This window comes from Agarivorans sp. Alg241-V36, assembly GCF_900537085.1.
Taxonomy (GTDB): Bacteria; Pseudomonadota; Gammaproteobacteria; order Enterobacterales; family Celerinatantimonadaceae; genus Agarivorans.
This window is the reverse complement of the sequence record NZ_UNRE01000001.1, coordinates 861,138-886,973: the sequence shown is the minus strand read 5'-3', so window position 1 is coordinate 886,973 and position 25,836 is coordinate 861,138. Positions and strand designations below refer to the sequence as shown.

The 25,836-nt window shown below is 43.2% G+C and carries 28 protein-coding genes and 1 tRNA gene; 6 read left to right on the top strand and 23 right to left on the bottom strand.

Features of this window, described 5'->3' with window-relative positions; genetic code table 11:
* Positions 1 to 9: 9 nt before the first annotated feature.
* The 14 genes from G6R11_RS04235 to flgF form a co-directional block, all read right to left on the bottom strand.
* The gene (locus G6R11_RS04235) at positions 10 to 2,883 is read right to left on the bottom strand and encodes a 6-hydroxymethylpterin diphosphokinase MptE-like protein (protein ID WP_163131749.1); all 2,874 of its coding nucleotides are present in this window, start codon (positions 2,881 to 2,883) and stop codon (positions 10 to 12) included.
* A 12-nt stretch (positions 2,884 to 2,895) separates the two neighbouring features.
* Positions 2,896 to 3,225 (bottom strand): hypothetical protein, encoded by a 330-nt coding sequence (locus tag G6R11_RS04230; protein WP_163131747.1) that lies wholly within the window; start codon positions 3,223 to 3,225, stop codon positions 2,896 to 2,898.
* Entirely contained in the window at positions 3,222 to 3,629 is a 408-nt protein-coding gene (fliS, locus tag G6R11_RS04225) for a flagellar export chaperone FliS (RefSeq protein WP_163131745.1), read from the bottom strand. The genes G6R11_RS04230 and fliS overlap by 4 nt, the downstream gene beginning before the upstream one ends.
* Before the next feature lie 20 nt (positions 3,630 to 3,649).
* A complete protein-coding gene (fliD, locus tag G6R11_RS04220) occupies positions 3,650 to 5,077 on the bottom strand; it encodes a flagellar filament capping protein FliD (protein ID WP_163131744.1) in 1,428 nt (475 codons plus the stop codon).
* A gap of 20 nt (positions 5,078 to 5,097) precedes the next feature.
* Positions 5,098 to 5,520, bottom strand: coding sequence for a flagellar protein FlaG (locus G6R11_RS04215; RefSeq protein ID WP_163131742.1), 423 nt, complete (start codon positions 5,518 to 5,520; stop codon positions 5,098 to 5,100).
* Positions 5,521 to 5,598: 78 nt separating this feature from the next.
* Positions 5,599 to 6,414: a flagellin gene (locus tag G6R11_RS04210; RefSeq protein ID WP_163131740.1), complete on the bottom strand. Its 816-nt coding sequence runs from the start codon at positions 6,412 to 6,414 to the stop codon at positions 5,599 to 5,601.
* A 558-nt stretch (positions 6,415 to 6,972) separates the two neighbouring features.
* The gene (locus G6R11_RS04205; RefSeq protein ID WP_163131739.1) at positions 6,973 to 7,791 is read right to left on the bottom strand and encodes a flagellin; all 819 of its coding nucleotides are present in this window, start codon (positions 7,789 to 7,791) and stop codon (positions 6,973 to 6,975) included.
* 215 nt (positions 7,792 to 8,006) lie between these two features.
* Positions 8,007 to 9,221, bottom strand: coding sequence for a flagellar hook-associated protein FlgL (flgL, locus tag G6R11_RS04200; RefSeq protein WP_240352395.1), 1,215 nt, complete (start codon positions 9,219 to 9,221; stop codon positions 8,007 to 8,009).
* A gap of 6 nt (positions 9,222 to 9,227) precedes the next feature.
* A complete protein-coding gene (flgK, locus tag G6R11_RS04195) occupies positions 9,228 to 11,201 on the bottom strand; it encodes a flagellar hook-associated protein FlgK (RefSeq protein WP_163131736.1) in 1,974 nt (657 codons plus the stop codon).
* A gap of 7 nt (positions 11,202 to 11,208) precedes the next feature.
* Positions 11,209 to 12,213, bottom strand: a complete 1,005-nt coding sequence (gene flgJ, locus G6R11_RS04190; RefSeq protein WP_163131734.1) for a flagellar assembly peptidoglycan hydrolase FlgJ — start codon at positions 12,211 to 12,213, stop codon at positions 11,209 to 11,211.
* Between the two features lie 7 nt (positions 12,214 to 12,220).
* The gene (locus G6R11_RS04185; RefSeq protein ID WP_163131732.1) at positions 12,221 to 13,321 is read right to left on the bottom strand and encodes a flagellar basal body P-ring protein FlgI; all 1,101 of its coding nucleotides are present in this window, start codon (positions 13,319 to 13,321) and stop codon (positions 12,221 to 12,223) included.
* Positions 13,322 to 13,345: 24 nt separating this feature from the next.
* Complete coding sequence (flgH, locus tag G6R11_RS04180; RefSeq protein WP_163131730.1) at positions 13,346 to 14,020, bottom strand: flagellar basal body L-ring protein FlgH; 675 nt, start codon at positions 14,018 to 14,020, stop codon at positions 13,346 to 13,348.
* Between the two features lie 26 nt (positions 14,021 to 14,046).
* Positions 14,047 to 14,835 (bottom strand): flagellar basal-body rod protein FlgG, encoded by a 789-nt coding sequence (gene flgG / locus G6R11_RS04175; RefSeq protein ID WP_163131728.1) that lies wholly within the window; start codon positions 14,833 to 14,835, stop codon positions 14,047 to 14,049.
* A gap of 16 nt (positions 14,836 to 14,851) precedes the next feature.
* A complete protein-coding gene (gene flgF / locus G6R11_RS04170) occupies positions 14,852 to 15,598 on the bottom strand; it encodes a flagellar basal-body rod protein FlgF (protein WP_163131726.1) in 747 nt (248 codons plus the stop codon).
* A 30-nt stretch (positions 15,599 to 15,628) separates the two neighbouring features.
* Between flgF and G6R11_RS04165 the strand changes: the two genes are divergently transcribed.
* Positions 15,629 to 15,769: a hypothetical protein gene (locus G6R11_RS04165; RefSeq protein WP_163131725.1), complete on the top strand. Its 141-nt coding sequence runs from the start codon at positions 15,629 to 15,631 to the stop codon at positions 15,767 to 15,769.
* Here G6R11_RS04165 and flgE read toward each other — a convergent pair.
* The 6 genes from flgE to G6R11_RS04135 all read right to left on the bottom strand — a co-directional run bounded on the left by flgE (position 15,753) and on the right by G6R11_RS04135 (position 20,553).
* Positions 15,753 to 17,090: a flagellar hook protein FlgE gene (gene flgE / locus G6R11_RS04160; RefSeq protein ID WP_163131724.1), complete on the bottom strand. Its 1,338-nt coding sequence runs from the start codon at positions 17,088 to 17,090 to the stop codon at positions 15,753 to 15,755. The genes G6R11_RS04165 and flgE overlap by 17 nt on opposite strands.
* Before the next feature lie 32 nt (positions 17,091 to 17,122).
* Positions 17,123 to 17,794 (bottom strand): flagellar hook assembly protein FlgD, encoded by a 672-nt coding sequence (locus tag G6R11_RS04155; protein WP_163131722.1) that lies wholly within the window; start codon positions 17,792 to 17,794, stop codon positions 17,123 to 17,125.
* 10 nt (positions 17,795 to 17,804) lie between these two features.
* Positions 17,805 to 18,224: a flagellar basal body rod protein FlgC gene (gene flgC, locus G6R11_RS04150; protein ID WP_163131720.1), complete on the bottom strand. Its 420-nt coding sequence runs from the start codon at positions 18,222 to 18,224 to the stop codon at positions 17,805 to 17,807.
* Complete coding sequence (gene flgB / locus G6R11_RS04145; protein ID WP_163131719.1) at positions 18,224 to 18,622, bottom strand: flagellar basal body rod protein FlgB; 399 nt, start codon at positions 18,620 to 18,622, stop codon at positions 18,224 to 18,226. The genes flgC and flgB overlap by 1 nt, the downstream gene beginning before the upstream one ends.
* A gap of 182 nt (positions 18,623 to 18,804) precedes the next feature.
* Positions 18,805 to 19,629: a protein-glutamate O-methyltransferase CheR gene (locus G6R11_RS04140; protein WP_163131718.1), complete on the bottom strand. Its 825-nt coding sequence runs from the start codon at positions 19,627 to 19,629 to the stop codon at positions 18,805 to 18,807.
* 12 nt (positions 19,630 to 19,641) lie between these two features.
* On the bottom strand, positions 19,642 to 20,553 hold the full coding sequence (locus G6R11_RS04135) for a chemotaxis protein CheV (protein WP_016402481.1): 912 nt from the start codon (positions 20,551 to 20,553) through the stop codon (positions 19,642 to 19,644).
* A gap of 168 nt (positions 20,554 to 20,721) precedes the next feature.
* Here G6R11_RS04135 and flgA point away from each other — a divergent pair, with 168 nt between their 5' ends.
* The 3 genes from flgA (at position 20,722) to flgN (ending at position 22,230) form a co-directional block, all read left to right on the top strand.
* The gene (flgA, locus tag G6R11_RS04130; RefSeq protein WP_163131717.1) at positions 20,722 to 21,402 is read left to right on the top strand and encodes a flagellar basal body P-ring formation chaperone FlgA; all 681 of its coding nucleotides are present in this window, start codon (positions 20,722 to 20,724) and stop codon (positions 21,400 to 21,402) included.
* Positions 21,403 to 21,479: 77 nt separating this feature from the next.
* Positions 21,480 to 21,803, top strand: a complete 324-nt coding sequence (flgM, locus tag G6R11_RS04125; protein WP_016402483.1) for a flagellar biosynthesis anti-sigma factor FlgM — start codon at positions 21,480 to 21,482, stop codon at positions 21,801 to 21,803.
* 7 nt (positions 21,804 to 21,810) lie between these two features.
* Complete coding sequence (gene flgN, locus G6R11_RS04120) at positions 21,811 to 22,230, top strand: flagellar export chaperone FlgN (RefSeq protein ID WP_163131716.1); 420 nt, start codon at positions 21,811 to 21,813, stop codon at positions 22,228 to 22,230.
* Positions 22,231 to 22,474: 244 nt separating this feature from the next.
* On the opposite strand, the gene G6R11_RS04115 is transcribed toward flgN, so the two are convergent.
* From G6R11_RS04115 to G6R11_RS04105, 3 genes are read right to left on the bottom strand one after another with little or no spacing between them, the layout of a single operon-like run.
* Positions 22,475 to 23,221: a FlgO family outer membrane protein gene (locus G6R11_RS04115; protein WP_163131715.1), complete on the bottom strand. Its 747-nt coding sequence runs from the start codon at positions 23,219 to 23,221 to the stop codon at positions 22,475 to 22,477.
* Positions 23,222 to 23,279: 58 nt separating this feature from the next.
* The gene (locus G6R11_RS04110; RefSeq protein ID WP_163131714.1) at positions 23,280 to 23,756 is read right to left on the bottom strand and encodes an LPP20 family lipoprotein; all 477 of its coding nucleotides are present in this window, start codon (positions 23,754 to 23,756) and stop codon (positions 23,280 to 23,282) included.
* A complete protein-coding gene (locus tag G6R11_RS04105; protein WP_163131712.1) occupies positions 23,737 to 24,321 on the bottom strand; it encodes a FlgO family outer membrane protein in 585 nt (194 codons plus the stop codon). Before G6R11_RS04105 ends, G6R11_RS04110 begins: the two co-directional genes overlap by 20 nt.
* Before the next feature lie 106 nt (positions 24,322 to 24,427).
* Here G6R11_RS04105 and G6R11_RS04100 point away from each other — a divergent pair, with 106 nt between their 5' ends.
* Together G6R11_RS04100 and G6R11_RS04095 are read left to right on the top strand one after the other, a co-directional pair.
* The gene (locus tag G6R11_RS04100; protein ID WP_163131710.1) at positions 24,428 to 25,570 is read left to right on the top strand and encodes a flagellar assembly protein T N-terminal domain-containing protein; all 1,143 of its coding nucleotides are present in this window, start codon (positions 24,428 to 24,430) and stop codon (positions 25,568 to 25,570) included.
* Between the two features lie 79 nt (positions 25,571 to 25,649).
* Positions 25,650 to 25,725: transfer RNA gene (locus tag G6R11_RS04095), tRNA-Arg, on the top strand.
* The last annotated feature ends 111 nt before the right edge of the window (positions 25,726 to 25,836 follow it).

The following is a 25,836-nucleotide window of genomic DNA, read 5'->3' as shown; positions in this document are numbered from 1 at the left end:
CACTAACACCTAATCACTAAAGCTAGCACCAGCCAATGGTGCTGCCGTTTGATCAAATTCACCGTAATGCTCAAGATAAAAGTCTTTCGCATCGTCTAAGTAATTCTTCCAAACTTCAATCGCTTCGGCCAAACGAGACATACACAGCACTTCATCTTCATCAGAAAACGCCAAGCGAGTCATATATGTGAGACAAAACGCACCGCTACCTCGAAGTAAAAAATAAAACAAAGAATGGGGGTCTTCGGACGCCTGCTTAAACAATCTTCCCTGCTCTGCCATCATTTCGAGTGTTTGCTCCCAGCTAATGCATGGCTCATCCCACAAGGCCCGTATCGGTTCAAAACTATCAATGAAGTTATCTTTACGATAAAAACCTTCAAAATCTTCAACACAAGAACCAAGCTCACTTCGATAAGCTTTACTGGAAAGTCGATGCTTAAATCCCGTCTTATCTAATGCATTATTTAACAACAGCACTGAGTCAGGTTGTAGCGGCATGGTTCCTTCTATATACGCTCCATCACTAGTGTTATAGCACTCAACTCTAGGAAACTCCGCCAGCGAGGTTGCAATAATCTCTGCGGAAAATTTAAATTCATGCTTGGTATAAACCTCGCTTTCAAAATTTCCCTTCACTCTAAACCCAATACCATGACGGCCATAATCGTATAGTTGCTCTCCATCCTTCTTATAGTAAGCAGAGTGAACACTGTGGTGCTTCGCCAAGTCCTTAAAGCCTAGGTCAACACCAAACAGATAAAGTTGTTTAAACCCTAGTTTAAGCAGGGAAGAAATAGCGCAATTAGACACTGTTGGATAGGAATAAAGTATACCTTGGTATTCCGCAAAACTTTCGTCCATACGGCCGTATGCCACAGTGGAGGCCTCTCCCAACTTCATACCCAAGAAGCAATCTTTAAACATGGCAGCAACATTAGGATGGACACCACAAACCGATAATAAAGAGATCTGCTTTAACCATTGCTTATCAGGGACTTGAGAAATCCACAGTGTTGTTGCATTGGTTTGCTCAACTTCCGCATGGAAATCGGGTTGGATACCCAACTCATACAGCGCCTTTAAGCTTGTTCCACAAGACACAAGGATCGCTTTATCACGGTTTTCTTTGATCACCTCTACGCAAGAGTCGAGAGACGGCCCATTACCTATGATAAAAACCGGCGTTTCAGCTAACTCTTGAGTAATATCCTCTGGCTTATCTTTGAGTAAAACGTGCGTCGAACTTTGCTTTAATAGATGGTTAGTATGAGTAATATTGAACAGTGAATGATCATAGTACTCCATGATATTGGTGAGGATCTGAAATTGCTCACGAGTGGCTCGAATACTCTTATCTAACTCCTCATCAAAATAGCTCGTGAAGAAAAAAGTATATGAGAGAATATTGATGCCTTGAACATGCATCCGCAGATGGATGTCATTAAACATATTACTGCCATCATCACCGATATTAAGGTAAATATGGCGCTCTTCTTCATCCGCAACACGGAGTATTTCGGCCCAGTCTATCGTAAATAAAGACGCATAGAAGAAGTCCCAGCTAGGTTCATAAAGAATGAAGTTATCAACTTTGTGCTGAAGCAGTAGTTGTGATACTTGGTAGCCCAAACCACAGCCATACATAATGAATGAAGGGATCTTCTCTGGCAACTGTCGGCTATCACTAGGAAGCTTCTGAACTAGAGCGCGAAGCTCATCGGAGTATTTGTAATGTAAAAATGGACTTGGCTTTCGCAGAATATAACGAGCATCAAGCGTTTCTATTCTTGGTGATTTCAGGTAGTGCTCAAAGAACTGCTCAGACTCTTCTTTGGGCGAACGTTGGAACAAAACATCACCACTCACCGCATGGAATAAATTAAGCTCACCATCTGGCATGCTAAACAGTTTCCACTGGCTCAACTCATAATTTTTAAATGCTTCGGCAATATCAGGAAAACGCTTTTCTAATGCGGCAAAATTTCGTTGAAAACGACTAGAGACTAAGGCCTCTTCATTAACACTCTTACTAGATGTTTCAGATTTAGAGTACCAATTAATCAACGGTAAAGTGCACTCATACTGACGGTCACGACTGATTGCTTTAGGCGCAAAGCTAGAAAAATTAGCTAAGCCCACTTCACCTTTTGCAACAGCTAGTTCAAGTTGGTTAAACTCGCTATAGCTATAATGGCGTTGTAGGCAACACTCTACAAGCTGATGCTGTTTAACCCACTCATCAATGTGAGAGAAACTCTCTCTACCTTCAACCCCGCCAACCATGGCTACTTCGCAGCCATTCTGGCTGGCATAACGTAACACCGACATCCAGTTCGCACTGTACAAAGAAATATGCAAAAGTTCGAGTGATGGCTCAACTATAAGCAAACGCTTCCAAGGCTTTAGTGATAACAACTTATCAATATGCAGCCCCAAGCCACAACCTAATACAATAAGGCTGTCGCAAGTCTCTGACAAAGGCTGATAATTATCTGACAAGCCGGGAAAATAACTGTCAAGTTTGGCCCCTGGAGCGGCATCAAATGTCGGATTAGGAGTCTGACTAAGCTGACGTTGAGCTTGCAAAGCTTGTTTAGAAAAACTAGTGACTTGCTGCTCTACATGAAGAGAAGGATTAACGTGATACAGCGCCCTCCCTTTGTAATTGTTACTGACATTTAGGTGCTTGGTTCGGGTCACAAAAGGAGCATATTGCTTAAGAATATAAGCGCCGACCTGCTCAGATAATGAAGGGAAAAGCGTAGAAAAAGCTTTGAAGTTTTGAGCAAAACGACGCTTAGTGTAAGCGCCCATATTGGCTTCTAGCTTAGATTGAGTCTCTTCGTCAGTATGAATCTGAAAATTGACGTTAAATAGCATGCAGACCTCAGACTAGGTATTTTGATTGTACGCCGAGCTAACCTTCCTCCCTCTACGCATTTTTCCAAGCTGTTCACTTGTCTGTTGTTTTTCCAGCGCTAAGGCTTCAAATACTTGTTTCATTTGAGCCACATAATCAACAATAAGCTGCTTATGCTCGCTAGGCATGTCTTCTGTGCCAGTGCTAAAAAACGATTCGACTTGTTGTGCGTGCGATTCTAGCCTTGCTAAGATTTCTTCTTGATCTATGAGGCCTTCTAAAAGATCTTCTTTTAACTTAACCAACAACACACTTGCTTGTTCAATTTGAGCTTGCAGTAGATTGAGAGAGCGGTCACTCATCGTTGGTTATAAGCTTCAGTTTTTGCTGACTCTGGAATTTGATCCCATGCCGATTTAATTGGTAGGAATACTTCCATCACCTCAGCAATAATCGTTGCATCATTGTTGATGCTAGCTTCAGACAAACGTTCGAGCATAAAGTTATACAAATCTTGTAAATTGGTAGCTATTTCACCACCTTTCTCATGATCCAATGTATCTCTAAGAGAAGTAATGATGGAAGTTGCCTTAGCAATTGGTTTAGCTTTGCTAGAGATATCATTACGCTCTATACAACCTTTAGCAACTGACAGATTTTCTAATGCAGTTTGCATTAAGAGCTGAGTAATCTGATGTGGGTCGGCAGTAGCTATTTGATCTTTAATTCCTACTTGTCGATATTGATTAATTCCATGTTTGTACATGCATTACATCCTATAAATTATTAGCCAAGCTGGCCCATTATATAGGACATCTGGCTATTAAGCGCACCCATGGTTTGGTCGAATGCGGTGTATTTAGCTCTTAACGTTGACTCATACTCAGCCATTCGCTCTTTCAAAGCAAGGTCAGCGTAGTCAAGATCTTTAAGTTGTGAGCGAGTTGTATCTTCGCGCGAGGCTAACACCCCGCCAGTTTGCTCATAACTTTTGGTAAAGTCGTAAAATGTATCGACTATGCCATTCTCTCCTGCAAAAATCTCACCAAGTTTATCTAAATCACCATTTACCCACTCTTTCAATTGACCTTCATCAAGCGTTAATTGACCACTGTCATCCATCTCAATACCAAGAGCATAAAGGGTAGTGACACGTCCTGGCTGACTTGGGTCCTCAAAGCCAGTAGTGCTCATTTTACCTAAACTGTACTTCATTGAGCGGAACATGGCATCACCACTAAGCTCTTTACGACTACTGTCTTCGCCTTCTAGTACCTTATCTGGCTTACTGTATTTGTCGATTTCTGAGATTATTTTGTTGTATGCGTCAATAAAACTACGAACACTTTCAACTGCCGCGTCATCGTCAGGTTTAATTTCGAGTATCGTAGAGGAGCTAGTCAAAGTATTGACGTCTAAAGTCACTCCAGAAATAACGTCGCTGAAAGTATTAGTATTGCTAGTAGCCTCAATACCATTTACTGATATGCGCGCTTCCGAAGCGCTTTTAGTTACTTGAGTATTACCAATTAAAGCATCCAAGTCGCCATTAGCGGCACCACTTGAGATTATCCGCAAGTCATTTGGGTTACCATTAGCAGGATCAGCATCATCGTCAGCGCCCGACTTTGAGGAGTCGAACACCAGTTGAGTACCAGTACCAGTGTTGATTAAGTTCGCGCTTACGCCAAAGTTTTCGCCTGCTTCATTTACCGCCTCCCGTAATTGTGACAAGGTCATGCCAGCGGTAACTTCAACCGTGAACGTTTCTTCATCGGCACCAGAGCCCGCCGCAAAAGTTAATTCACCCTCAGTGTTAGCAATAACTGTAGAACTAGACGCATATTCATTTTGAGTGGCTACTCTTGAACCAGATGCAAGAGATAGCACCTCAACGTCATAACTGCCATTTGTAGCATCATCCCCAACCGTTACTCCGAATGGTCCACTATAACTCTCTCCACTTACATTACTCCCGCCGACAAAAGCGGAGCGAGGGAAAAATGTGGTGGGCTCCTTGGCTTTGTCCAAAATACCAAGAAACGAACTCATAGCTGACTTAATCGAGCCAACAGCTGAAAGAGTCACATCGAGCGATTCACGCCGCTCCTGAAGTCGCGCTTCTTGAGGTACTTTCATTGCATCAATAGAGACTTCAATTAAGGCCTCTAAATCCAAGCCACTACCAATACCCGCCGCTGTAATGCCTGTCATAATCTATTACTCACTCAACACTAAACTATTTGATCAACAAACAAACCTGTTGTTTGCCCTATCGCATCCTGAAACTTTTTTAATCTCTCTTCCAGTTGACGGTACTCTTCCGTAGGAATTTCTCTAATCAACTCATCTGTGCTTCTGTTAAGCACTGAAGTAAAAAATTGACCGTCACGCTCATCCACAACAAACTTTACATCGCGATCTTGAACTTCGAGCAATTGGTTAAGCGATGCAACAACATCTTCCACCTGAGACTTGTCTTCGGTTTGTCGTTCTTGCTGCTTAGCTTCTTGCTCAGCTTTGATCTTTTCTTGTTCTTTTTGAAGCGATAACTGTGCCACTTCCATCTTGTCAGCGGCACTTACTTTTTGCTTCTGACCACCAGATAAACTAGTTGTGAGGTTAGAAGCAGCTATTGAGCTAACATTGCTATCCATAAACCAGACTCCTTAAACAAAGCAAGCCACACTTATTAGTATAAGTGTGGCTGCGTCTTTCTTCACTATTATTAACGATTAAACTAGAGCTAACGCAGCCTGTGGGCGTTGGTTTGCTTGAGCAAGAATCGAAGTACTGGTTTGTTGAAGAATCTGAGATTTCGTTAACTCAGCGGTTTCTTTAGCAAAGTCAGTATCTTTAATTCGCGAGCGTGCACCGCTAACATTCTCTGAAATGTTCGACAAGTTGCGAATCGTAGATTGGAAACGGTTTTGCAATGCACCTAAGTTAGCACGTTCCGAATCCACCGACTTCAAAGCAGAGTCAATTGCGGCCATCGCTGCAGAAGCACCACCAGCAGAAGATACGCTGATACCGCTTACGCCTAGTCCACCGGCAGTAATAGTGGTATTGATCGCTACATTGATTTTCTCACCAGCATTCGCACCTACCAAGAAGTCAGCACTGTAGGCACCATCTAGAAGCTTAGTTCCCCCAAAGTTGGTGGTATCACCAACACGAGTGATTTCTGCTTTTAATTGACTCACTTCAGATTGAAGTGCTGCGCGATCATCACTGTTGTTTACACCATCTTGTGATTGAACAGCGAGAACGCGCATACGTTGAAGCATATTGGTTACTTCATCCATTGCGCCTTCAGCAGTTTGTGCAACAGAGATACCGTCTTGTGCATTCATAACCGCACGATCCAAACCTTGGATTTGCGATGTCATGCGATTAGAAATTTGTAGACCTGCTGCATCATCTTTTGCACTGTTAATTCTGAAACCAGAACTTAAACGCTGATAGGCAGTATCTAAAGAATTACCAGAATTGTATAACTGGCGCTGTGCGTTCAATGACGACACATTGGTGTTGACAACTAATGCCATAATTTGAGCCTCCTAAGAAATCGCTCATCCTGATTGAACTGTGTCAGGACGACCTAAACCATTTGTTAGTTGTTGAACCCCTGATTCATGAACCGTAAATCAAGACAACTTAAAAATGGACCAAAGTTTTATTAACTTCATATTTGTTAGCGGCAAGGGGGGGGAAAGCTTTAGAAAAAAAGAGGAAAAAATCGGAATTTTTTTGCCGCATTTACGGCAAGCCTTGTAAACACGGGCTTCAGGGACCAGAAAAAACTTCTAAACTCAGCTAAAAAACGATACATTTGTAATCATTGAGCAATAATTGAACGTCAAATTATTGCTGTTAATTTTTGGCACGTACATTGCTTTATTACCCTTGCAGTCTGAACCGCTGCGAAAAAAAGGCCAAGTGAGTATGCATCACTTGACCGTATCGCTCGAAACGATAGGAGATTGAGAGCGAAACTAAAGCGCTACTTATTATTGGTATGGAATTGAGCCTCCTAAGAGTACTAATAGCGCTACTGCAGTCTGAGGACGGTGGATTGAACCCCCACCGTCCTTTCTTTTTTTATATTATCCAAGTAGAGATAGTGCAGCCTGAGGACGCTGGTTGGCTTGAGCCAAAATAGTTGTCGAAGTCTGCTGTAGAATCTGGTTACGCGTCAATTCAGCAGTTTCTTTGGCAAAGTCCGTATCTTTAATACGCGAACGTGCTGCGGTTACATTTTCAGAAATATTAGACAAGTTGCGAATGGTAGATTGGAAACGGTTTTGCACCGCACCAAGGTTTGCCCGCTCTTCATCAATGACTTTAAGAGCAGAGTCAATAGCTGCCATGGAACCACTTGCCCCGGCAGCGGAGGTTACAGAGATAGCCGCAATACCAAGACCAGTTTGAGTTACTGAAGTCGCAATAGAGACTTGGATATTCTCACCAGCATTTGCACCTACCAAGAAGTTTGCACTGTAAGAACCATCAAGCAATTGAATTCCACCAAACTTAGTAGTTGTACCAACCCGACTGATCTCAGCTTTAAGCTGGCTTACTTCCGCTTGCAAAGCTGTGCGGTCGTCGGAGTTGTTAACACCGTCTTGTGATTGGATTGCCAGTACGCGCATACGTTGTAGCATGTTGGTTACTTCATCCATCGCACCTTCAGCAGTTTGCGCAACTGAAATCCCATCTTGGGCGTTCATTACCGCACGGTCCAGACCCTGAATTTGGGTGGTAAAGCGGTTTGATATTTGTAGGCCTGCCGCATCATCCTTGGCGCTATTAATACGCAAACCTGATGATAAACGCTGAAACGATGTATCTAGACCAATACCTGAGTTGTAAAGTTGACGCTGTGCGTTAATTGATGACACATTAGTGTTTACGTATAAAGCCATGATATTTCTCCTATCTATATATTAACCATTTATAGGTTTTATTAGTTGTCAGTTATTTTTTTGTTTCTGACTTACCCTATATAACGGCAGCACTTCAATATTCTTTAGCATTTATTTTAATTTTATTTAGACACCCTAAACATTTAAAACAAAAAAGGTTGCTTCAATATTGAAGCAACCTTTATAACGGCCGAGTTGAAATAAACTTTAACGCTTTATAAGTAATTAAATAACGATAGTTGGCTAATGCGACTATAAGAAGAATATGAGGTGTTTAACGCTAGCTCTGCTTTTTGTAGGTTGCTTACTGCCTCAGCGAAATCAACCTCGCTGAGGCTTGCTCTTGATTGCTGATTAATCACGTCCATAGAAGCTGCAGCTGAGCGAACTGAGTCCAAAGAATTCCCCCTCGCACCAAGGGATCCTAAAGTAAGGTTAACACTTTCCAACGAGTTATCTATACCTACCAAGAAATCAGACTGAGCCTCAATAAATTCACTTTCCACTAAACTAGGGTCTTCTAAGGCAATAATAAAATCTGACAACATATTTAAAACATTGTCTTTTTCTGGTGGAGCTAATTCAAATGATTCGTTGGCACTACCTGCTGCGGTTGTAACGGTAATTTCAAGCCCATTGAAGTTTATAGGTTCATTGGGTACATAGTTTCCGGTAACTGGAGGAACTAAAGACGCGCCACCATTATCTAAAATTTCATAAGTATCTGGGACACCAGCGGTAGTTTGTACTTGATAAATATTGTTAACCGGAGTGATAGGGTCATAACTTAATTTGTGAAAGCTATCATAAGCTCTTTGGTCATTAACTATAGAGGTAACGTTTGGAGTAAGGTCATTAGTTTTAAAACGTTTAAACACATTATCAAAAACTTCCTGCCCTGTATCATTACTTTGAATATATACTGATGAAGATACTTTTAATTCATTAACTCCCGCATCACCCTGGTAATTATAATCAACACCATCATAAACATAAGGTTGCTTTTGAGTTTGAAAGCCCGAAAATACATAGCTACCATCAGCGTTTTGACTATTCATAAAATCTAGCACTTGGTTTTGGATCTGACGTAACTCTTGTGCTAACGAAGCACGCTCAGTTTCACCATTAATACCATCACCAGACTGAACTCCCAGTACACGAGCTCGCTGCATCGCGGTAACCATACCATCTAAGGTTGACTCTTCAAAATTAAGTGCGTTCTCAAGCAAAGTACCATTTTTAAGATGCTGCTCAGTCAAAGTGATTTCGGTGGTCAAAAACATGGTTTTGCTCATGTCTGATGGACCATCGGCAGCAGTTAGCAACTTTTTATTGGTAATAAGGTGTTGGTTCATCTTCTCAACTTGTTGCTGAGAATTAAGCACGCCGTTTAGTGAGCTTTGATACAAGTTAATACTGGATACTCGCATAATCAATTACCTCACTGAGTTTAATATAGTTTGAAAAGTTTCTTGTGCAGCACTAATCACCTGGGCAGATGCAGCATAAGCCTGTTGAAAACGAATCAGGTTAGAGGCTTCTTCATCTAGATTGACGCCAGAAATCGAATTATGTCGTTGGGTACTTTGCTCAAGTAAAGAGTTTGCAGCAGATACCGATACCCTCGCCTCACTTGTTTTACCACCAACAAAACTCACTACACTGGAATAAGCATCGTTCATCGTCATTTTGTTGTCGCCACCGGTGGCTAAACTCTTTCGTACTAAATCTTCTTGCTGTAAGTCAATTAAGCGTAGGGCATTGTAGTTGTCGTTAAAACCATCAGTGTTGTAGCCCATAGTGAAAACGTCACCTTCTTGCACGTCACCATCAATATTAATTTCATAACCGGGCGTTAAAGCTGGCACAGCATTGGCAAACAACTGCTGACCGGCACTTGCTGCTGGCGCAGTGGCCATTAACGCGCCTAAGCCGTTATAGATTTCATAATCTCCTGTTGCGCTTATACGCACCTCAGCAGGGCCGTTGACATCATAGCCGCCAGGTAAAGTGAAATCTGAAGTCGCGGGGTCAGTATCGTAAATAGAATCAATGGAAACCGTTGCATTCCCACGGTTATCAAGTTCGCGTTCAACACGTATTGGTGACGCTAAGGCTAATTTCTCTGGCTGACTCATGCTTACCGTCATTGACGCAGCAGCATCACGTGTTGGTTGAATAAGGTGTTTATCACCAGCCGCAAATGGACCTGATGAGAAATCCCAATCCATACCATCAAGCTGAAAGTTGGTAGGTGGAATTGTCCCTGCAATTGCCGCCTCAATAGGCTGGTCACCATCATAGCGTTGTACTTCAAAAGTGGTTGCAGAGGTAAAAGTCACTCGATAGTCAAAAGGCGTTACTTCACTACCGCTACCAGCAATAAAGCTTCCGCTAATGGTGCCTGCAGTGGTATTAGTCGAGAATTCTTTTCCGTTAAAAGTTGGCAAGGTGAAAATATCACCACCAATATCGCCGTTTAAATCCATTCCCAATCGGTTTTGAGTATTGAAGGCATCTGTCATTGCAATCGACAACTGACCCAATTGGTTACGGCTGGTATCTAAGGTGGTTTTACGGTATTCCATCAATCCACCAATGGTACCGCCGATATCATCACGTCCAATAATGCGAGTAGAGCCAGCCAAACTCAGCGTCATTTCTTTTTGAGTACTATCTGGGTCGCCATCAACAATGGCTAACTTGGTATGGTCATCTTGCAATACCAAGGCTTGGCCTGAGCGCATAAACACCAGAGTTGAACCATCATCTTGAACAATGGTGTTTATATCAATTAACTCGGCTAGCTCTTTAATGGCCTGATCGCGTTTGTCAGACAGAATTGCATTATTGCCATCGAGCGGGCTGCCACCAGCTGCGATAATTTCTTTGTTAATTTCTGCTATGTTGGAAATTAGTGCATTGGCTTCATCAGCCTTTTCGATAATATCTTGGCTAATGTTTTTCTCTTGAACTTGGTACTGTTCAGTTAAGGTTCGGTAACGATCTGTTAAAGCATGAAACTGAGACAATGCCAACTCGCGCGTAGAAAGAGCCGTTGGGTTGTCAGTTGTTGCGTGTAACTGGGTAAAAGTATCGTCAAACTTACTGCTTAAAGATAGTGAGTCATCACTAAGAATTGCATCGATATGGCTTACCGATTCTAAGTAAGCATTGCGGTTTGCATAGGTAGAAGTATCACGAAACATTTGCGCTTGGGCAAAACCATTTAATACTCGCTCGGTGTAACCTTCGCGAACGCCGCCTAAAGTATCGGCTGTATAAAAGGTGCGCTGTAAGCTGTAACCAGGAGTATTCACATTGGCAATGTTATTACCAGTTGTCATCAATAAACGTTGATGCGCAGCAACCCCAGAAGAACCAATAGTGAGTAGGTCATTCATTGCCATAGCTTAATTACTCCCCTTCAACCGATTGTTGGCTAAATTCCGCAAAATGTTTGCCATCTAAAATCTGGCCAATCTTGTTGGCGTATTGAGGATCGGTGGCGTAACCAGCGGCTTGTAGCTCTTTAGCATACTGCTTCGCATCCATGCCATTTGCCAAAGCTTGTTGGTATCGCGGTCCTTCTACAAACGACAAGTAGTCTTTCACACTTTCTTCAAATGAGTCATATGAGCGGAAGGCTGCTCGCTCCTGATTGGCTTGCCCATTTCTATACTCTAAAGTGTTCACAACTGCTTTATCTCCTTGCCAGCGACTATCCGCTTTTATCCCAAATAGATTGTGGCTACTTGAACCATCACTATTAGTGATAACCTTTTTACCCCAACCTGATTCAAGTGCAGCCTGTGCAACAATCGCCATGGGCTCAATGCCTTTGTCAGCGGCCCATTTTTTGGCGACAGGCAAAATTGCTTGTATAAACTCTCCAGGAGAGGCAAAACCTTGCCGACTTATTGCCGCCGCTTCCTCTGTTTTTTCACTAACTGCAAGGCTCGCGGTATCTTTTTCTAAAGTTTTGCTACTTGCGGCCGTTACACTAGTCGATTCAGCAATATTCTTGCCAGTTGTATCAGATGCATTTAAAGAACGCTGTTGAAGATCAATATTTTGACCACCACGCAATACAGATGCAGGGGTAACATTGGCGGCGGCAGGATCAAGTTGAGCAACAATTAAATCAGCAAGCCCAAGCGCACCAGACGACGATAATTCCAGTGCCATTTGGTTATCATGCATGTCTCGATAAGTTTGGGTGTGGCGGTTATTTAATGGCGTATCGCTTTCAAACAACTCATTACTCTTACGCATCTGTTTCATCAACATCTGCATAAACAGAGATTCAAACTGGCTGGCTACTTGTTTGAGCGCCTTGTTCGGATCTTTTTGAGCAGCACTTCTTAGCTCGTCTAAACTGGCTAAATCGTGATAGTTTGCTGACTGTTTGACTGCGTCCATTGCCATGTTAAATCACCAACAACTCGCCTTGAATCGCACCGGCTTGCTTTAAAGCTTCTAAAATAGAAACCAAATCACCCGGCGCAACCCCTACTCTATTCACCGCCCTCACTAAATCATCAAGCGATGCACCAGGGTCGAAGTTAAACATTCTTGAGTCTTCCTCGGTCGCTTCAATGGTACTAACCGTGGTTTCCACTGTTTCACCATCAGAAAAGGGATTAGGCTGAGAAATGAGCGGTGTTTCAGAGATTTTGACGGTTAAACCACCATGGGTAATTGCAGCTGGTAATAGCCGAACGTCTTTACCAATAACAATGGTACCGGTGCGCGAGTTAACGATGATTTTGGCTGACTCTGAGGCTGGTTCAAAGGTTAAGTTTTCTAAGGTTGATAAATAAGCGACTCTCTGGCCAGGATCACGTGGCGCAAATACTTGAACAGATGCGGCATCCATCGGTGTTGCCGTGTTTGGCCCCACTAAACTATTAATGGTATCGGCTAAACGTTTAGCGGTTGTGAAATCTGAGCGCTTTAGGTTAAAGGTGATGGTATCACCACTCATGAAGGGCGATGGTACCGAGCGCTCTACAATTGCACCGTTTGGAATACGACCAACGGTTGGGGTATTTGAAATAACTTTAGAGCCATCGGCCCCTTCTGCGCCAAACCCACCAACAATTAAGCTGCCTTGGGCTAGCGCATACACTTCACCGTCAGCACCTTTTAAGAAGGTTTGCACTAAGCTACCACCACGTAAGCTTTTAGCTTCACCAATGGCAGACACCGTAATATCAATGGTTTGACCGGGTTTAACAAAGGCTGGTAACTCGGCATGCACAGCAACAGGAGCTACGTTCTTAATCTTTAAGTTAGTGCCTGGAGGAACAGTAATGCCAAAGTTACGTAGCATGGTGGCAAAAGACTGCTTTGCAAAATCACTGTTTTTTTCACCGGTACCCGGTAAGCCCACCACCAAACCGTAACCGGTTAATTGGTTAGCCCGCACACCAGCAACATTTGCCACGTCTTTCACACGTGCAGCATTCACCGAGTTTGCAACTAGACACAAACCAATGCTAAATAATACAACGCCACGTTTAAACATAAGACTACTCCTAAAACTCAGGGCTTAGAATGGCCAAGCTGGGCCATTAAAGAATTTAGATAACCACCCCTGATTAGTGGTATTGGCAAAATCACCGGTGCCGCCGTATTGAATACGCGCATTGGCAATACGTAACGAGGTAATTGAGTTATCAGGTGCAACATCTTCTGGACGAATAATCCCAGTTAAACGAATGTATTCATTACCATTGTTTAACATTAGCCATTTCTCACCGCTAATAATTAGATTTCCGTTGGCTAATACCTGTACCACGTTCACCGAAATATTACCGTTCAAGCTATTGCTTTGAGCCGCGTCGGCTTCACCAGTAAAGTCACTGCTTTGGCTTAAACCAAGTTCTATTGGATTACCGTTAATTGTAGCTACACCGCCCGGTACCGTGATCTGGTTTAGATTTAAGTTCTTATCTTTAGCAAGTTCATTACTTGCAGATTTACTGGCTTGAGTGCTTTCTGCTAGGTTCACCACAATAATGTCACCCACTCGATGTGCCTTTTTATCTGAATACAGATTATTGGCGCCATTTTCTGTGAATAAAGAACCGGTAATTCTCGCTTCTACTGCCACATCTTCTGGATATATCGGCGCAAACTCTGGGTCATCTGGCACGACTGCCGTGTTTACACTGGCACAACCAGTCATTGCCATACAGGTTGCTACTACCATTAGTTTATTCATGAGCAATCCCTCTCTCTAAACTTTGATTACAATTGTTGCGTTGCGAAGGTCAACATTTGGTCTACAGTTGAAATCACTTTTGAATTCATCTCATAAACACGTTGCGCTTCAATTAAGTTAACTAGCTCTTCAGTTACATTCACGTTTGATGTTTCTAAAGAACCTTGGCGGATTGCGCCTAAACCATTTTCTGATGCAATACCATTTTGCGGAGCACCACTGGCACCGGTTTCTAAATACAAGTTTTGTCCACGAGGCTCTAAGCCTGACGGATTAACAAAGTCGGTGATGGTAATCTGACCAATAACTTGGTTATCGGTTTGCCCGGGTAAGCGAACACTCACCTCGCCGTCTTCACCTACGGTAAAGCTCTGTGCATCTTCTGGTACTTGAATTTCTGGCTGTAAGGGATAACCCGCACCTGGGGTTACAATGGTACCTTCGTCATTAAGACCAAATTGGCCGTTACGGGTATAAGCAGTCGTGCCGTCTGGCATCAAAATTTCGAAGAAACCGCGGCCATCTACCATTAAATCAAAGGCATTATCGGTGGTTTGAACATTACCTTGGTCATGATTTTTTTGCGTGGCGACAACTTTAGCACCAGCACCAATCATAAGGCCTGACGGCATGTTGGTGTTCTGTGAAGAACGACCACCCGGTTGGTTAATGGTTTGGTAAAGCAAGTCTTCAAAAACCGCTCGGCTTTTTTTGTAACCAACGGTACTGGCATTGGCTAAGTTATTTGAAATAACCGATACGTTAGTTTGTTGGGCATCTAAGCCAGTTTTACTGATCCATAATGCGGGATGCATAATACGCTCCTTATACCTAGCTTAATCGCAACAAGCTGTTAGTGGCTTTTTCGTTTTCTTCAGCGGTTTTCATCATTTTGATTTGCATTTCAAATTGACGCTGCATGCTGATCATATGTGTCATTTCTTGCACCGGGTTCACGTTGCTCCCCTCTAGTGCTCCCTTCACCAATTCAACGGTGGCATCGGGTTGATAAGGCTGGCCATTGGTGGCTCTGAATAAACCGTCATCGCCTTTCGTTAACTCACCAGCAAAAGGTTTACTTAGCTTAATTCGGTTAACCTCTTCCAAGGCGTCGGCAGGCGCACCTTCTGGACGAATTTCAATGGTGCCATCTTCGTTAATCTCTAGCTTTTCAACAGGTAGGGGAATAATAATTGGCGCGTCTTGGTTGCCCAATACCGGCTGCCCTTGCATGGTTTGTAAGACACCCGCTGCTGAAATGGTAAAGTTACCGTTTCGAGAAAGTGCTTCATTGCCATCTTTATCTTGAACCGAAAGCCAACCTTCACCTTTAATCGCCACGTCTAAATCTCGACCTGTGGTTTTTAATAGACCATCGGTAAAGTTTTGCGTTGGGCGCTCGGTCATTGCGAATACCCGGGATGGCATGCCAGGACCAAAAGCCTGCATTGAGCGTGCGTTCTCTAGGTCGGCTTTAAAGCCTGTGGTATTTGCATTTGCAAGGTTATTACCACGTACCGCGAGCGAGTGCATATTTTGTTTTGCACCGGTCATCGATATATAAAGTAGTTGGTCCATGTCTATTTCCTACGTCAATTAGCTGACTCAATGGAAACAAAGCAATTAGAATGCCAGAAGGTAGAAAAAGAAAAACAGGAAGAAAAAAGGCAATTAAATCAAAGAAATAAAAAGGCAGCCAAGGCTGCCTTTTTGACTAAACCATATCCAGCTATTAACGGATTTGAATAATGGTTTGCTGTAGTGTTGAGTTAACTTCTAAAGCTCGAGAGTTAGCTTGGAAGTTACGCTGGGCGCTAATCAAATTCACTAACTGCTCGGTTAAGTTAACGTTGGCTTGCTCCAAAGAAGCCGAGTTAATTTTACCAAATGTACCTGAGTTACCTTCACCGGCAATGGCCTCACCACTTAACTGGGTTTGTTGCCATGCGGTATCGCCAATTTGCGACAAACCTTGGTTATTGGCAAATTTTGCTACCGATACTTTGGCAATGTTAGTGGTCTCACCGTTACTGTATGAAGCCACAACCAAGCCATCTGGACCAATATCAATACCTGTCAACTTACCAACGGTAGAACCATCCTGCGATAAACTAGATACTTCAAAAGCTGAGTTGTATTGAGTTGGGCCATTTAAGTTAAAGGTAATGGTTTGTGTTGGATCTACAGAACCTGTCACAGGATCCCAAACACCACCTGGGCCACTTGGTGGAGCAGTACCTAATGGCACTGTTTCAATGATTAGTGGCGCGGTAGAGGCCAATGCACCAGTGTTATCAAAAGTCAGTGTGGCAGACGCTGGAATGTTAGGGTTTGCGTTACCTGGATTAGGGGTATTTGCTGTACCGCCTGCAACATCTACTGGTTGTCCGTCAATGTATATCAACTTGTGCCATGTATTTGCTGTGGTGTCATCTTTAATAAAGAAGGTCTCGGCAACATGCGAACCACCTTGCGAATCATACACCGTCACAGATGTGGCAGAAGTATAGGTATTGCTATCGGTTGGATCAAAATCGCCAATATCATGAGTGGTGCCACTAGAGGGCAAGTTAAAACTCATATCCACTTGGCTAGTCATCGTAGGGTTACCTACTTCAGCACTAATTTGAATAGCACTGGTTGCCGCCATACTTACAGCAGAAGGTGTACCACTGCTGTTTACCGTATAACCTTGCAGGTACTGACCTTGTGAGTTAACAATAAAGTTATCAGCGTTTAACTTAAAAGCACCGGCACGAGTAAACTCTCGCGTTTGGGTGGTTAGGTCTGACGCCGTAACAAAAAAGCCTTCGCCACTTATCGCCATATCTAAGGCATTTTGGGTAAAGTTAAGACTACCTTGGTGAAACTGTTGAGCAACATCGGCAGTTTTTACGCCATTACCCACAGCGGTACGAGCATTTGAGAAAATCGATGTTGCATACACATCGGCAAACTCAGCACGCGACTCTTTAAAACCAATGGTGTTGACGTTAGCAATATTGTTCGCCGTTACGTCAAGATCCTTTTGCGAGGCATTGATGCCGCTTAGAGCGATATTAAATGACATCTCTCAATCTCCTATCGTTTTACTATTCTTTGTTAGGCTTTGGCTACTTCGAGAACATCGCTCATTGCAATGCCACCTAAACCTTCTAAATTGACGACTACGCCAGATGTGCCACCTGCTAAGCTCACGCTACCTACGCTTGCATATGTTGCGGTGGGTAAACTGATCTCTTTACCGCCCTGAACACCATTAACTTTAATGTTGTACTTACCTTCTGGCATCGGATTCCCATTAGAATCGGTGCCATCCCAAGAGAATGGCATGTTGCCGCTTCCCTCACCTAAGTCGATAACTTTGACGACTTCACCCGCCGCGTTTTCGACCGAAACTTTTACATTAGTAGTTGCTGCACCAGTTACCGCTACGCCGTCAAATCCAGCGCCGCCGTTATGACCATAATCTAAAGGCACCAGCACTTTTTGCCCTACTAAGGTTGACGCCTGCAAGGCAGCCGATGAATTCATTATCGAGTTCATGGTGTCAAATTTGGTACCAAGCTCAGCAATACCCTCAGAAGTTTGAAAGCTCGCCATTTGAGCGATCATTTCGGCGTTATCAACCGGTTTACTGGGGTCTTGATACTGCAGCTGAGTGGTAAGCAATGAGAAAAAGTCCTCTTGCCCCAAGGACTGATTATTATTGCTCTCTGGAACAACCGACTCAGGCTGCCAATAATTACTTTGTAACGGATCAATAGTAGACACTGGCTACTCCTTAACTTTTACCCAGATTAAGCGTGCTATTTAGCATTTGCTTAGCGGCTTCAGTTACTTGAACATTTGCCTGATAAGAACGTGATGCACTCATCATGTCGGCCATTTCTTCAATAACGTTGACGTTTGGCTTGAAAATATAACCTTCTTCATTCGCCATTGGGTGTTCTGGATAATACTCTTTGCGCAGCGGTGCATCCGACTCAACAATGCCTGCTACTTTAACTTGTGCAGATTCAACCTGTGCTTGAGATGCTCTATTTAACTCGGCCTCAAACACCGGTTTTCTGGCTCGATAAGTTTGATCAATACTTGAACTGATACTGTCGGCATTGGCTAGGTTACTAGCCGTAGTATTTAAGCGCACTGATTGCGCTTTCATGGCCGAAGCAGAAATATCAAAAACATTAAAAAAGCTCATTATTGACCTCCCTTAATTGCATTACGTAAACCACTAAATTTACTAGAAAGAAAACCAATGCCTGCTTGGTATTCCAAGCCATTTTGCATAAATGCGGCTTTCTCTTTCTGTACATCAACGGTATTACCATCACCGGTATCTGGCTGGTCCGGTACTTGAAAGCCTAACTCGGCAAACTGGCTGTTACCGCCGCTTATATGGCGCTCATTAGTAATATGCATTCCGCCTCCCTGCTTACTTTTGGCTGCAGCAAATGCTTTATTAAAATCTATATCTCGTGCTTTATAGTTAGGTGTATCGGCATTAGCAATATTACTTGCAATCACCTCAGAACGGCGGGCTCTTACACCTACAGTATGCTGATGAACGCCTAATGCTTTATCAAATGTTATTGCCATATACACCTCGTTACACTTCCACGAAGAATATTTAGCAAAAGCTATGCCAGAGTTTTTTTGACGCTTTTTATTCAGCTAACTAAAGGACTTAGTTGTATTGGTACGAAATACCTAGGCGGGGAGATGGGGCTAGCGGCAAGTAAAGCGGCAACTATTGCCATTTACTGCCGCTGATAAAAAGCCTACTTTAATTGATAAACGATACCGGGGTGGCAACGTAGCATATTAAAACGATCGGTTAAGCCAGTAATAGACTCAGATGCGCCTAGCATTAAATAGCCATTGGGGTTTAAGGCTTGAGCAAACTGGTTAAGGATCTTCGATTTCACATCGGCATTAAAGTAAATCAATACATTGCGACAAAAAATGATATCGAACTTACCCATTAAGGCATAACTATCTAAGAGGTTAAGCGGCCTGAAACTAACGTTTTTCCGTACTTTGTCATTAACTCTAAACCTTCCGTCCGTCGTCGCTTCAAAAAACTGACGCTTACGTTCTGGCGATAAACCACGGGCTAAAGCCAAAGTATCATATTCACCACGCTTACAATGCTCCAGCATTGAGGGCGATATATCTGTCCCCACCACCTGCACGCCCATGGGTAAGGTACCAGGGCGCTTAGCTTGGTACTCTAGCGAGGTCATCATAATGGAATAAGGTTCTTGACCCGAAGAGCTAGCCGCTGACCAAATTTTAACTGGCCGCGATAACTTAGTGAATTCCGGCAATAGCTTGTCACCGAGCAACTGAAATGGGTAAGTATCCCTAAACCACAAAGTTTCGTTGGTGGTCATTGCATCAACCACCGCAGCACGTAAATCACGTTCACGCAGGCTCATGGATTTTTGGACTAACTCGGTAAGACTTGCAACAGAGTACTGAGCCATTAATGGCGATAAACGGCTCTTTACTAAATATTGCTTGTTGTCACCTAAAACAATTCCGCACTGCTTTTCTAAAAAGCTGCAAAACTGTTTATACACATCATCTGTTATGGTTCTCAATGCATCCACACTCTATAAAGATTGACGAACAGCAGCAGCTAATTCATCTGGATTAAATTTAGCAATAAAGGCGTTAGCGCCAACTTTATTTACCATAGCTTGGTTAAATACACCGCTTAGAGAGGTGTGCAAAATTATGTGTAGGCCTTTTAGATCTGGATGAGAGCGCACTTCAGCCGTTAAGGTATATCCATCCATTTCTGGCATTTCAATATCGGAAATCACCAGCGCAATTTGATCGGTGATTGGGCCGTCTTTGGCCATGGTAGTTAACAGCTCTAGTGCTTCACGCCCGTCTTGGCAAAGTAAGGCCTCTACGCCTAGCGATGTTACCGCGCGCTTAACCTGATTACGCGCTACGGAAGAATCATCAACCACTAAAACTTTTTTGTCTATTTGAACGTTTGCAGCGGCTTCTTCAACAATCTCTTTACTTACGGTGGTATCTACTGGAGAAATTTCATCGAGGATTTTTTCCACATCTAAAATAGAAACCAGCTCTTTTTCAACTTCTGTAACCGCTGTTAAGTAGTTGAACTTACCTGCGCCTTTTGGCGGCGGTAAAATATCTTCCCAATTCATATTTACAATGCGCTCCACCGAGCCCACTAAAAATCCCTGCACCGAACGGTTGTACTCAGAAATGATAATAAAACACTTGGTTACGTCTTCAATTGGACGTCCACCAGTGGCTGAACTTAAATCGATAACAGAAATGGTTTGACCGCGAATATGCGCTACACCACGGATAACAGGATTTAGTTTAGGCAACGCGGTAAGAGGCGGACATTGTAAAACTTCTTTTACTTTAAATACATTGATGCCGTAGCGCTGAGACCCATTTAACCTAAACAACAACAACTCTAAGCGATTCTGCCCAACTAGTTGCGTACGCTGGTTTACCGAATCTAAAATACCCGCCATATAATTATCACTCCTTAGAAAGGGGCATTAACCTTGCTTAACCCCTGTATACTATCGCTTAATCTTGCTTGATTGTCGTATTTTTGACACCTAAAGGCTTAACATCGACTTGTTAAGCATAGACAAAAAAGCCAATTGTTACTTTGCTTTATCGGTATCATATAGGAAATGTTGATAAAAATTGCTGCTTCACTCTTATTATTTTGTTTTAGTCTTACTGCTCACACTAGCGAGCGGCATTCGCAGCTTGAAAAAGCAGCAGTAGATTTTGTTCGTTCGCAAATAACTTACGACAAGAGTCAAAAAATTGAGCTTACCGCTAATCAGTTAGATGATCGGGTCGCTATTCCAGATTGTTCAACACCTTATCGTTATAGCTTAGCCAATGGTGAAATACGCCGAAATACTAGTGTATTAGTCACTTGTGATGAGCAAGCAAACTGGCGCATATATATCCCAGTACGTAAACAAGTCTTGCTAGCTGTAGTGGTTGCGGCCTCTCCAATTCAAGAAGGAGCCGCCTTAACCAACTCACAACTCACTATGACCTTTTTGCCAGAGAACCGCTTACGCGGGAGCTACTTCACTGAGCTAAGCCCCTTAGTTGGTGCTAAACTTAGACGAGCAATGCGTAAAGACCAAATTATAACTGGGCGCGATATTTGCATAGTTTGTAAAGGTGATGCTGTTACCATCTCTGCAAACGCAGGTGGACTGAATGTAACAACCCAAGGAACCGCTTTATCTAGCGGCACTATCGGTGATAACATTCGGGTTAGAAATAATCAGTCTCAGCGTCTGGTCACCGGCCGAGTAAAGGCAGTTGGATTAGTTGACGTAAAACTTTAAATTTTTTCTAAAGTTTTACCAAAGCAAGCCGATAGCTATATTGAATACGAAAAATTGATTAACTGTGGGGCGCCATTATGGCTTTAAATATTAACAACTTAGGTGGAAACCGTCCTAGTCAACTAGACTCAAATCGAGTTGCTGACAAAGGCACAAAAGAAAGCGCTGAACAACGTTCAACCGCTGGTTCTGCTGCAGCCCAGGATTCAGTTATGCTTACAAACGAAGCACAACAACTAAACCGTATTCAGCAGAATTTGCTCAGTGATTCAGATAGCAGAAGCTCGAAGCTCGAATCAATTAAGCAAGCGGTGGCCGATGGTACTTATCAAGTAGATGCCAATAAAGTTGCACAGAAAATGGGTGACTTTGAAAGTGAGTTTAATAAAGCACTTGGATAATTAGCCTATGTTCGCCCCACTACTGAATACTCAAGAGCAGCAACTCACCTTGCTGCTTTCTCTTTTGGAACAAGAAAAAGTAGCTCTTGAACAAGACGACACCATTGCACTCTATGCCGTCGCCGAACAAAAAGAGCAAGCACTGGTGCTAATAGCCAGTGCTGATGAAGAGATCGCAGCCTCTTCGGAGAAGGAACAACTAAACTCTGATCCCCAGTTTGCTCAACAAGTAGAAACCATCAAAGATTTACTTGCTCAATGCCAAGAGCGAAATGAGTTAAATGGCGAGATAATCAAAGCCAGCAATGAAAAGGTCAGGCAGCTAAGCGCGGTCATTGATCAGCTGCAAAACCAAAATGCCTCTACCTACGATAAGCTAGGTAAAAAGCACAGTTCACAACGAATGGGCAAAGGCTTTAAAGCTTAAGCTTTAGAACGTTCTTCAATAAGAAAATCACTTCGTTTTGAGATAACAGGCCTTCTCACATTAGCTTTGTCTGAAGTATCTCCCCTACCTAAACCTAAACCTAAACCTAAACCTAAACCTAAACACACTACTACATGTGCTTAGTGGTCCAATGCTAGTGTGCTTAAATAAACCACCAACTCAAAAACAACAAAACCCCAGCCAAAGCCAGGGTTTTGCTTGTAACAGTAATAGACGAAATTAACTAACCACGCTCACCCGTCGGCATCTTAGTTTTACTGGCTTGTTTACGCGACTCAATAATCATTACTCCATCTCGCTTAACCGGAGCAGGCACTTTGCTTTGGTAAACTTCGTTAGGAATAAGTTCTTGAGCGGAAGCAACCACAACTTTTGACTGCGCGCCAACAATGCGAGCATTCACCAATATGCCTTGATTTGATTTGCTAAAGGTACCAACTAACAAATATTCAATCGGCAAGCGCTTTGATAACTCTTTTACGTTACGGCTATATACAAAATCACCTTCTTGAGTAATGCGGATAAAACCGGTTGTTTTGTAGTCAATCACAGAAAAGCCGCTTTGCTGCATTTCATAAACAAAGCTTTCGGCTAGTTGCATACCAAACAAATCAGTAGTGCGAAGGTTGTCTAGAGGGACAAAAGACGCCACGCCAATAGGCGTATCTGCATTCACATAATGTGAACTAGATACTAAGCGTTGCGACATTAAATTTACATAATCGGTAAGCGAGTGTTGCACGTCGGGGTCGCTCATGTCAGGCCCCTCTGGCTGAAGCGAACGGCTTTGCATTCCGCTTAAATACAGCTGACCATTCTCGTCAACGACACCTTCCATATAGTGGGAATTGTGAGTATGCGCTGCGTGGTGTTTTGAGCCATCGTACACCACGACCTTCTGCATCGAGGGTGAGCTAGAACAGCCCACCAGCATTGAAGTAGCCAAGGCTACTAAAGATATACCTTTCATGTCGCTTCCTTAATCGTCTATTACGCTTAAAGTATCGGCCAGAAAGGTAAAATCTTTACTAAAAATGAACGGTTTTTTGACTCTCTAAGTGACGGGTTGGCGCCATGGACATAGTAACACGATAAACCTCTCTAAAATCCAGTTGCAACTCAGTAACATACACATCGTCAACTGCATAGGCATTAATTACTTTAGCGCCTCTAATTACCCCAGCAACCGAGGCAGCTAAGCGCTCATTGCCAAGCACCATATCGCTAACCGTTGCCGAGCTATCAATGTGTTGACCGTAAACTTGTTCAGAAAGCTCACGATAAGCATCCAATTTAGAGGCTTTCATCGCACGCAATTGCTTGGCGCTCATGTCAGCCCCACGCTGTTGGCTAATAGGTGCATAACCAACGGCATTAACCACGGTAAAATCGCCTGGAGGTTCATAGGTCCATTCAACTTGTTTAACTTGAGTAGTTGGCGTACAGGCTAATAACAGCAATACCGCTAAACTAATAAACCACGATCTAAAGTACAGTTTGTTCATGACGCTGCAAGCTCCCATTTACACTAGTCACACGCGGAGAGGTGGCTCCCGCCATATTGGGGATAAATTGATACGCCGCCGACACCACCGCTTGACTAGATAATTCAACTAAACGCAGATTTACATGCCTTCCTGAGGTAGTTCGCTGAAAACTACCCACCACCACATAGGTGATTTCCATTTCAGTTCTCAATAATTCAGCATCTCGAGACAAAGAGAACTCGCCAAAACCAGGGTCCATTTGCAACCTACCGGTTAAGCGCGGCTCTACCATGTTTACGCCTTCTTTAGACAAAGCGGCAAACATTGCCTCTGCCACTTGCCGCCCAAACGCATCACTCGATTGCAAGTTATCTAAATCCACTACCGTGCTCACGGCAACAGAATCAGTTTCAATTAGGTCTACATCATCGGTAAGTTGCTTGGACAAGCTATCTACATGCACATACAACGCGGCATCTTGCTGCTCGCGCGCCTCTACATAAGGGTAATTTGAAACATGGTGTAAACTGGTATTGCATCCTTGTAGCGCTACCAGCACAATAAGTAATGTCGTATATCGCATATCAATCTCCTCCGACTCCACTGTTCCTAGCAATAACTGTTCCAGTCAAAAAAATAACGTTTTATTTGGGTACGGTTATTGCTTTGCCTTGGGATAGGAGGGCCTTATGAAACAGATAATTCTTATAGCTGGGCTGCTAATTAGCATGTCAGCACAGGCAATATGGTACGAGGCTAAAGGCCAAGCCACCATCGTAAATAACGACTTTGAGCAAGCCAAAAGTTTAGCCACACAAGATGCGGTTAAGCAGTTATTGTTGTATTCGGGAGCGTCTGTTACCAGTATCAGCAAAGTCTCTGGTGGGCAGCTCACACTAGATCAAATTGAAGTGGTATCGAAAGGCTCGTTGCACAACTTAACTGTGCTAGATGAAGGTAATCACGGCCAGCAATACTATATTATCTTACAAGCCGACGTTTTTCCGGCCACCAGCCAATGTAAAGCCAGTGGTTATAGTAAAAACATGTTGCTACTCCCTCCCTTCTTAAAGCAACAGCATCAAGCGCGTGTTGGCCAACTACAAGAATTGTCACCGGCTATTGAACAACGAACCTACGACATTGCTCGTCAGGTGAGCAATCAGTTCAACGTAAAACCCCCACCAAAGTTACCCTTAAACTATTACAAGCCGGGGGAGCATAACTACAAGGGCATTAAAGATGTTGCCGATCGGTATGGCGCGCAATACCTGCTTGGCTTAGAAATCGAAAACATTTCGCTAGACCAAGTACACAAACCTAAATTTATTAACCTTAGCTATCCTCAACGTTACTTTGTGGTTAACGCCAGGGTATACAACGCCATAGATCTAGAAGAAATATACAACAAGCGCTTTTCGGTAAATGCGCCTTGGGAATTTGATGCCAGAGAAGTGGTATCCCCTCACTCAGCTGAGTTTTGGTTATCGTCCTATGGAGAAACCGTAAATTCTACCTTGCAACAAGTGGTGACAGAAGTAGATGCCCTACTCGCTTGCCAGCCCCTGCAAGGCAGTGTTGTTAAAGTTCTTGGACCTGATCGCTGGCAAATTAATTTAGGTAAAGCAAACCAGCTTAACCGAGGTATGCTGCTAAGCCTTATCCATCAAAACTATCATTGGGGCAACTGGGATATTCCGCGCCAAGAACAAATCATCGCTGATAGCATGGTAAGAATTGAGCAGGTTTATCAAGAGAGCGCAATTGTGGTTGCGGTGGACCCAAGCATGACTGCCAACATCCAACTTGGTGACTTAGTAAGCAAACAGTAAGGCTTGGCTTTTCATAAGCTTAAAGCTGAGTATAATGAAACCGCACATTAGCAGTAATAGTGTGCGCACCTTACTTTGCGTCCCCTTAGTTCAGCTGGATAGAACAAGGACCTCCTAAGTCTTAGACACAGGTTCGAATCCTGTAGGGGACGCCAGCATCTACAACATAAGATGCGCTCCAGCCCCTTAACTTTTGTCAATTGTCTATCTGCGACAGATTCAGTTTTCGTTAAGCTAAGAGCTTCTTCTAACAAATTAGCTACGCA

Bases quoted from the DNA above. Each gene is read 5' to 3' on its own strand.
- G6R11_RS04235 (WP_163131749.1), bottom strand. From the start codon at position 2,883: ATGCTATTTAACGTCAATTTTCAGATTCATACTGACGAAGAGACTCAA.
- G6R11_RS04230 (WP_163131747.1), bottom strand. From the start codon at position 3,225: ATGAGTGACCGCTCTCTCAATCTACTGCAAGCTCAAATTGAACAAGCA.
- fliS (WP_163131745.1), bottom strand. From the start codon at position 3,629: ATGTACAAACATGGAATTAATCAATATCGACAAGTAGGAATTAAAGAT.
- fliD (WP_163131744.1), bottom strand. From the start codon at position 5,077: ATGACAGGCATTACAGCGGCGGGTATTGGTAGTGGCTTGGATTTAGAG.
- G6R11_RS04215 (WP_163131742.1), bottom strand. From the start codon at position 5,520: ATGGATAGCAATGTTAGCTCAATAGCTGCTTCTAACCTCACAACTAGT.
- G6R11_RS04210 (WP_163131740.1), bottom strand. From the start codon at position 6,414: ATGGCATTAGTTGTCAACACCAATGTGTCGTCATTGAACGCACAGCGC.
- G6R11_RS04205 (WP_163131739.1), bottom strand. From the start codon at position 7,791: ATGGCTTTATACGTAAACACTAATGTGTCATCAATTAACGCACAGCGT.
- flgL (WP_240352395.1), bottom strand. From the start codon at position 9,221: ATGCGAGTATCCAGTATTAACTTGTATCAAAGCTCACTAAACGGCGTG.
- flgK (WP_163131736.1), bottom strand. From the start codon at position 11,201: ATGGCAATGAATGACCTACTCACTATTGGTTCTTCTGGGGTTGCTGCG.
- flgJ (WP_163131734.1), bottom strand. From the start codon at position 12,213: ATGGACGCAGTCAAACAGTCAGCAAACTATCACGATTTAGCCAGTTTA.
- G6R11_RS04185 (WP_163131732.1), bottom strand. From the start codon at position 13,321: ATGTTTAAACGTGGCGTTGTATTATTTAGCATTGGTTTGTGTCTAGTT.
- flgH (WP_163131730.1), bottom strand. From the start codon at position 14,020: ATGAATAAACTAATGGTAGTAGCAACCTGTATGGCAATGACTGGTTGT.
- flgG (WP_163131728.1), bottom strand. From the start codon at position 14,835: ATGCATCCCGCATTATGGATCAGTAAAACTGGCTTAGATGCCCAACAA.
- flgF (WP_163131726.1), bottom strand. From the start codon at position 15,598: ATGGACCAACTACTTTATATATCGATGACCGGTGCAAAACAAAATATG.
- G6R11_RS04165 (WP_163131725.1), top strand. From the start codon at position 15,629: ATGGAAACAAAGCAATTAGAATGCCAGAAGGTAGAAAAAGAAAAACAG.
- flgE (WP_163131724.1), bottom strand. From the start codon at position 17,090: ATGTCATTTAATATCGCTCTAAGCGGCATCAATGCCTCGCAAAAGGAT.
- flgC (WP_163131720.1), bottom strand. From the start codon at position 18,224: ATGAGCTTTTTTAATGTTTTTGATATTTCTGCTTCGGCCATGAAAGCG.
- flgB (WP_163131719.1), bottom strand. From the start codon at position 18,622: ATGGCAATAACATTTGATAAAGCATTAGGCGTTCATCAGCATACTGTA.
- G6R11_RS04135 (WP_016402481.1), bottom strand. From the start codon at position 20,553: ATGGCGGGTATTTTAGATTCGGTAAACCAGCGTACGCAACTAGTTGGG.
- flgA (WP_163131717.1), top strand. From the start codon at position 20,722: ATGTTGATAAAAATTGCTGCTTCACTCTTATTATTTTGTTTTAGTCTT.
- flgM (WP_016402483.1), top strand. From the start codon at position 21,480: ATGGCTTTAAATATTAACAACTTAGGTGGAAACCGTCCTAGTCAACTA.
- flgN (WP_163131716.1), top strand. From the start codon at position 21,811: ATGTTCGCCCCACTACTGAATACTCAAGAGCAGCAACTCACCTTGCTG.
- G6R11_RS04115 (WP_163131715.1), bottom strand. From the start codon at position 23,221: ATGAAAGGTATATCTTTAGTAGCCTTGGCTACTTCAATGCTGGTGGGC.
- G6R11_RS04110 (WP_163131714.1), bottom strand. From the start codon at position 23,756: ATGAACAAACTGTACTTTAGATCGTGGTTTATTAGTTTAGCGGTATTG.
- G6R11_RS04105 (WP_163131712.1), bottom strand. From the start codon at position 24,321: ATGCGATATACGACATTACTTATTGTGCTGGTAGCGCTACAAGGATGC.
- G6R11_RS04100 (WP_163131710.1), top strand. From the start codon at position 24,428: ATGAAACAGATAATTCTTATAGCTGGGCTGCTAATTAGCATGTCAGCA.